6 protein-coding genes are annotated in these 4,075 nt (G+C 66.5%); 3 read left to right on the top strand and 3 right to left on the bottom strand.

Features of this window, described 5'->3' with window-relative positions; translation table 11 throughout:
- Position 1: 1 nt before the first annotated feature.
- The gene (gene dtd, locus HMPREF0372_RS17910) at positions 2–445 is read right to left on the bottom strand and encodes a D-aminoacyl-tRNA deacylase (protein ID WP_007495660.1); all 444 of its coding nucleotides are present in this window, start codon (positions 443–445) and stop codon (positions 2–4) included.
- A 125-nt stretch (positions 446–570) separates the two neighbouring features.
- Positions 571–1,638 (bottom strand): alanine racemase, encoded by a 1,068-nt coding sequence (locus tag HMPREF0372_RS17905; RefSeq protein WP_007495657.1) that lies wholly within the window; start codon positions 1,636–1,638, stop codon positions 571–573.
- A 145-nt stretch (positions 1,639–1,783) separates the two neighbouring features.
- Between HMPREF0372_RS17905 and miaB the strand changes: the two genes are divergently transcribed.
- Positions 1,784–3,187, top strand: a complete 1,404-nt coding sequence (gene miaB / locus HMPREF0372_RS17900; RefSeq protein WP_039998014.1) for a tRNA (N6-isopentenyl adenosine(37)-C2)-methylthiotransferase MiaB — start codon at positions 1,784–1,786, stop codon at positions 3,185–3,187.
- On the opposite strand, the gene HMPREF0372_RS17895 is transcribed toward miaB, so the two are convergent.
- Positions 3,167–3,439 carry a DUF6809 family protein gene (locus tag HMPREF0372_RS17895; protein WP_007495655.1) on the bottom strand — a complete coding sequence of 91 codons (273 nt, stop codon included), beginning with the start codon at positions 3,437–3,439 and terminating at the stop codon, positions 3,167–3,169. The two genes, miaB and HMPREF0372_RS17895, sit on opposite strands and share 21 nt — an antisense overlap.
- Positions 3,440–3,522: 83 nt before the next feature.
- Between HMPREF0372_RS17895 and HMPREF0372_RS17890 the strand changes: the two genes are divergently transcribed.
- Both HMPREF0372_RS17890 and HMPREF0372_RS17885 read left to right on the top strand, forming a co-directional pair.
- Complete coding sequence (locus HMPREF0372_RS17890) at positions 3,523–3,732, top strand: helix-turn-helix domain-containing protein (protein WP_007495654.1); 210 nt, start codon at positions 3,523–3,525, stop codon at positions 3,730–3,732.
- A partial coding sequence (locus HMPREF0372_RS17885; protein WP_007495653.1) for a transposase occupies positions 3,719–4,075 on the top strand: 357 nt, incomplete at its 3' end. The genes HMPREF0372_RS17890 and HMPREF0372_RS17885, both read left to right, overlap by 14 nt.

The raw sequence follows: 4,075 nt of genomic DNA, 5'->3' as shown, positions 1-4,075 counted from the left end.
CCTACATCTGGTCGGTGTCCAGCAGAATCGTCACAGGCCCGTCATTCTGTGAGTACACCTGCATATCCGCGCCGAACTCGCCGTGCTCCACCTGGAAGCCCCGCCCGGCGCACTCGGCCATAAATTTCTCATAGAGGGGGATGGCCACCGGCGGCTTGGCGGCCCCGGTAAAGCCGGGGCGGCGGGACTTGGTATCGGCATAGAGGGTGAACTGGCTCACCACCAGCAGCGCGCCCCCCACCGCCTCCAGGTTCAGGTTCATCTTCTCGTTCTCGTCCTCAAAAATCCGCAGGCCGCACACCTTGTCGGCCAGCTTTACCGCCTGGGCCTCGGTGTCGCTGAGGCCCACCCCCAGCAGCACCAGCAGCCCCTGGCCGATCTCGCCGTTCACCCGGCCGTCAATGGTGACGGAGGCACTCTTCACTCTGGTAACAACTGCGCGCATCGCTCAAATTCCCTTCTCTTTGTGTGTTGTAGGGGCCGGCACTCCCAGGGCGGCCTCTCCCGCCCGCATCCGTCCGGCGGGCGGGTGTGGGCCCCGCCCCTGCGTTCTCCGCACGGGCCGCCGGGCTACCGGTACTCCCGCACAAACCCCCGTGCGTACAGGGGGTCGATGTCGAACACCGCCGGATCGCCGGCGGAGCACTTGAGGTCGGTGACGTCCACCACGGTCTCAATGGCGCCGATGGCCCCCAGGATGCGGGCCCGCTGGCCGTTGACGCGGACAGTGCGCCGCCGGGCGGCCAGCCAGCGCCGCAGCAGGGCGCCCAGGCCGCCGCCCTGGGCGCGGGCCACGCCGAAGCCGTTCTGATAGCCCACGGGCAGCACCGCCACGCGGGTGGGCCGCCGGAGGACGACGGGACGGGCGCTGCCCACCGTGTGTCCCTTGGGGAGCCAGCGGGTCTCCTCAATGCCCACCTCGCCGTAGCCCACCCGGTACAGCCCGTCGCCGTGGACGCGGCGGCAGCGGCCCAGCAGGGCGGAGCCCGCCCGCACCCCGTCCAGCCGGGCGTCGGCGCAGTGGAGCAGGGCGTAGGACCCGGCGGCGTGGACAACCCCCGTCTCAAAGCCCGCGGCCCGGATGGCCTCCACCACCCGGTGGAACTGCCCCAGCCGGGCGGCCAGATCCTCTCCGCCCTTTTTCCGGGCGTGGAGCTGGGTGCAGATGCCCGACACGGCCACATTGGGCAGGTTGCGGTAGACCGAGAGGATCTTCTCCGGCTCGTCGGCCAGGAAGCCGCCGAAGCCCATGCCGGTGTCGATCTGGATGTGGGCCTCCACCACGGTGGAGCGGGCCTCCGCCGCGCCGTTGAGGGCCATGCCCGTGTCCGCCGAGCCCACGGTGCACACCACGTTCAGGTCGATGAGCTGCTCCAGCTCCGCCCGGTCCACGGTGGGGCGGAGCATCAGAATCTCCTCCTCCACAAAGCCCGCCCTGCGCAGGGCGGCGGCCTCGGCGGGCTCGCTGACGGCGAAGCGGCCGATGCCCTCCTCCCGCAGCAGCCGGGCCAGCTCCACCAGCCCGGCCCCCTGGCCGTCGCCGGTGAGCACCGCGTAGATCACGGCCTCGCCCGCCCGCTCCTTAATGACGCCGATGTTGTTCTTTACGGCCTCCCGCTCGATGACCAGCGTTTTCATGGCCCCGCCTCTCTCTCTCTTGCCTGGTTTTTTCTATTATATACTCCCAGAAAGTTTCCGTCAACGAAAAGGGGTTTCCGCTTGTGTTTCGACAGGAAAAGTGATATGATTTTGAGATTGAAATACTCTTTTTGGAGGAACCAGCTTGAATCGACAGACCACCCGAATTTCCCCCGCGGACATGGACCGCCAGCGGGATTTCTGCCAGAAACTTCATGAGCGGTTCGCCGCCCGGCCGTCCGCGCCCCTGGCCTTTGTGGACACCTACGGCTGCCAGCAGAACGAGGCCGACTCGGAGCGGCTGCGGGGCTACCTCAGCGAGATGGGGTACCAGTTCACCCAGAGTGAGGCGGAGGCCGACCTGATTGTCATCAACACCTGCGCCATCCGGGAGCACGCCGAGATGCGGGTGCTGGGCAACGTGGGCGCGCTGGTGCACACCAAGCGGGCCAAGCCCGGCCAGCTCATCTGCGTGTGCGGCTGCATGGCCCAGGAGCCCCACATGGCGCAGAAGATCAAGGACTCCTACCGGCAGGTGGATCTGGTCTTCGGCCCCCACGCCCTCTGGCGGTTCCCGGAGCTGCTCTACCGCCTTGTGACCCGCCGGGGGCGCATCTTCGACATCGCCGACGAGCCCGGCTCCATCGCCGAGGGCATCCCCCTGGTGCGCCAGGAGGGGGTGAAGGCGTGGGTGAGCATCATGTACGGCTGCAACAACTTCTGCACCTACTGCATCGTGCCCTACGTCCGTGGGCGGGAGCGCTCCCGGAAGCCGGAGATCATCCTGGACGAAATCCGCGGCCTGGTGGCCGAGGGGTACAAGGACATCACCCTTCTGGGCCAGAACGTCAACTCCTACGGCAAGGATCTGGACGAGCCCATGGATTTTGCGGATCTGCTCAAGGCGGCCGCGGAGCTCCCCGGGGACTTCCTGCTCCGCTTCATGACCAGCCACCCCAAGGACGCCTCCCAGAAGCTCTTCGACACCATGGCGTCCTCCCCCAAGATCGCCCCCTGCTTCCACCTGCCCTTCCAGGTGGGGAACGACCGGATTCTGAAGGCCATGAACCGGGTGTACGACCGGGCGGGCTACCTGGACAAGGTGCGCCGCCTGCGCCAGGCCATCCCCGACGTGGTGATCACCTCCGACGTGATTGTGGGCTTCCCCGGCGAGACCGCCGAGGAGTTCGAGGACACCATGACCCTCATCGACGCGGTGCGCTTCGACGCGCTGTTCACCTTCATCTTCTCCCCCCGGGAGGGCACCCCCGCCGCCAAAATGGACGATCCCATCCCCAAGGCGGAGAAGGCGGCCCACTTCCAGCGGCTGGTGGAGCGGCAGGACCAGATTTCCGAGGAAAAGCACGCCGCCTACATCGGAAAAACCGTCCGCTGCCTGGTGGACGGGCGGGACGACAAGGGCCTCACCGCCCGCACCCCCGGCAACCGGCTGGTGCGTCTGACCGGGGACGAGGGCCTGATCGGCCAGTTTGTGGACGTGAAGATCACCGGGGCCAACAAGTGGTCCCTATCCGGGGAGCCGGCCTGACCCGGCCAGCTCCAGCCCCAGGCCCAGCCCGCAGCGGAACAGCGCCCGCTCATACCGGAAGTCCCGCTCGGCGCGGGCCGCCGCCAGACGCTCCAGCCGCGCCCTGGCCTCCGGCGGCAGGTTGGCCTCCAGCCACTCCTCCGCCTCGTCCATCCGCCGCCCGGCCAGACAGTATTCCGGGTCGCCGTTCAGATAATACGCAATCCGGTTTTCCTGGATATAGTTGTAGAGAACGTCTAAAATTTGTTCCATCGGATAGCCCCCCGATCTTTGACCGAACGGTCAATTCTATTTCTATTATACATTGCCCATTCGGTCAATGTCAAGGAGGTTTTATGGCAACTTTTGCAGAACGGCTTTTGCTCCTGCGGGAAGAAAAGCATGTCTCTCAGTCCGTGGCCGCGAATGCCTCGGGAATTAACCTCCGAACCTATCACCGCTATGAGAATGGCGAACGGGAGGCCTCCGTCAGCACGCTGATCCGCATGGCGGATTATTTTGGGGTAACGATCGACTATCTGGTGGGCCGCAGTGACGCCCGATAGGCCGGAGCGGAAGAACCCCCGCCTGCGGGGGTGGGACTACGGCGCGGGCGGCACCTATTTTGTGACGTTCTGCACCTCAGCGCACCGCCCCGTCCTCTCCTCCATCCGTAGGGGCGACCCTTGTGGTCGCCCGCCCCTCGTTCTCACCCCGCTGGGGGAGTGCGTGGCGGAGGCCATCGCGCTTACCGGGGTACGGGTGGAGCACCAGGTTATCATGCCCAACCATGTCCATCTGCTCCTGACGCTGGAACGGGCGGCCACAAGGGCCGCCCCTACAGGGGCCGGGACGCAGGCCGCCGCAAGGATTGTCCCCGCAGACGGCCAAACGCGAGTAGCCGCAAGG

Origin of the sequence: Flavonifractor plautii ATCC 29863 (genome assembly GCF_000239295.1) — a bacterium.
GTDB lineage: Bacteria > Bacillota > Clostridia > Oscillospirales > Oscillospiraceae > Flavonifractor > Flavonifractor plautii.
The sequence above is the reverse complement of the archived record's forward strand: the minus strand, read 5'-3'. Positions and strand labels throughout refer to the sequence as shown.

Bases quoted from the DNA above. Each gene is read 5' to 3' on its own strand.
- dtd (WP_007495660.1), bottom strand. From the start codon at position 445: ATGCGCGCAGTTGTTACCAGAGTGAAGAGTGCCTCCGTCACCATTGAC.
- HMPREF0372_RS17890 (WP_007495654.1), top strand. From the start codon at position 3,523: ATGGCAACTTTTGCAGAACGGCTTTTGCTCCTGCGGGAAGAAAAGCAT.
- HMPREF0372_RS17905 (WP_007495657.1), bottom strand. From the start codon at position 1,638: ATGAAAACGCTGGTCATCGAGCGGGAGGCCGTAAAGAACAACATCGGC.
- HMPREF0372_RS17895 (WP_007495655.1), bottom strand. From the start codon at position 3,439: ATGGAACAAATTTTAGACGTTCTCTACAACTATATCCAGGAAAACCGG.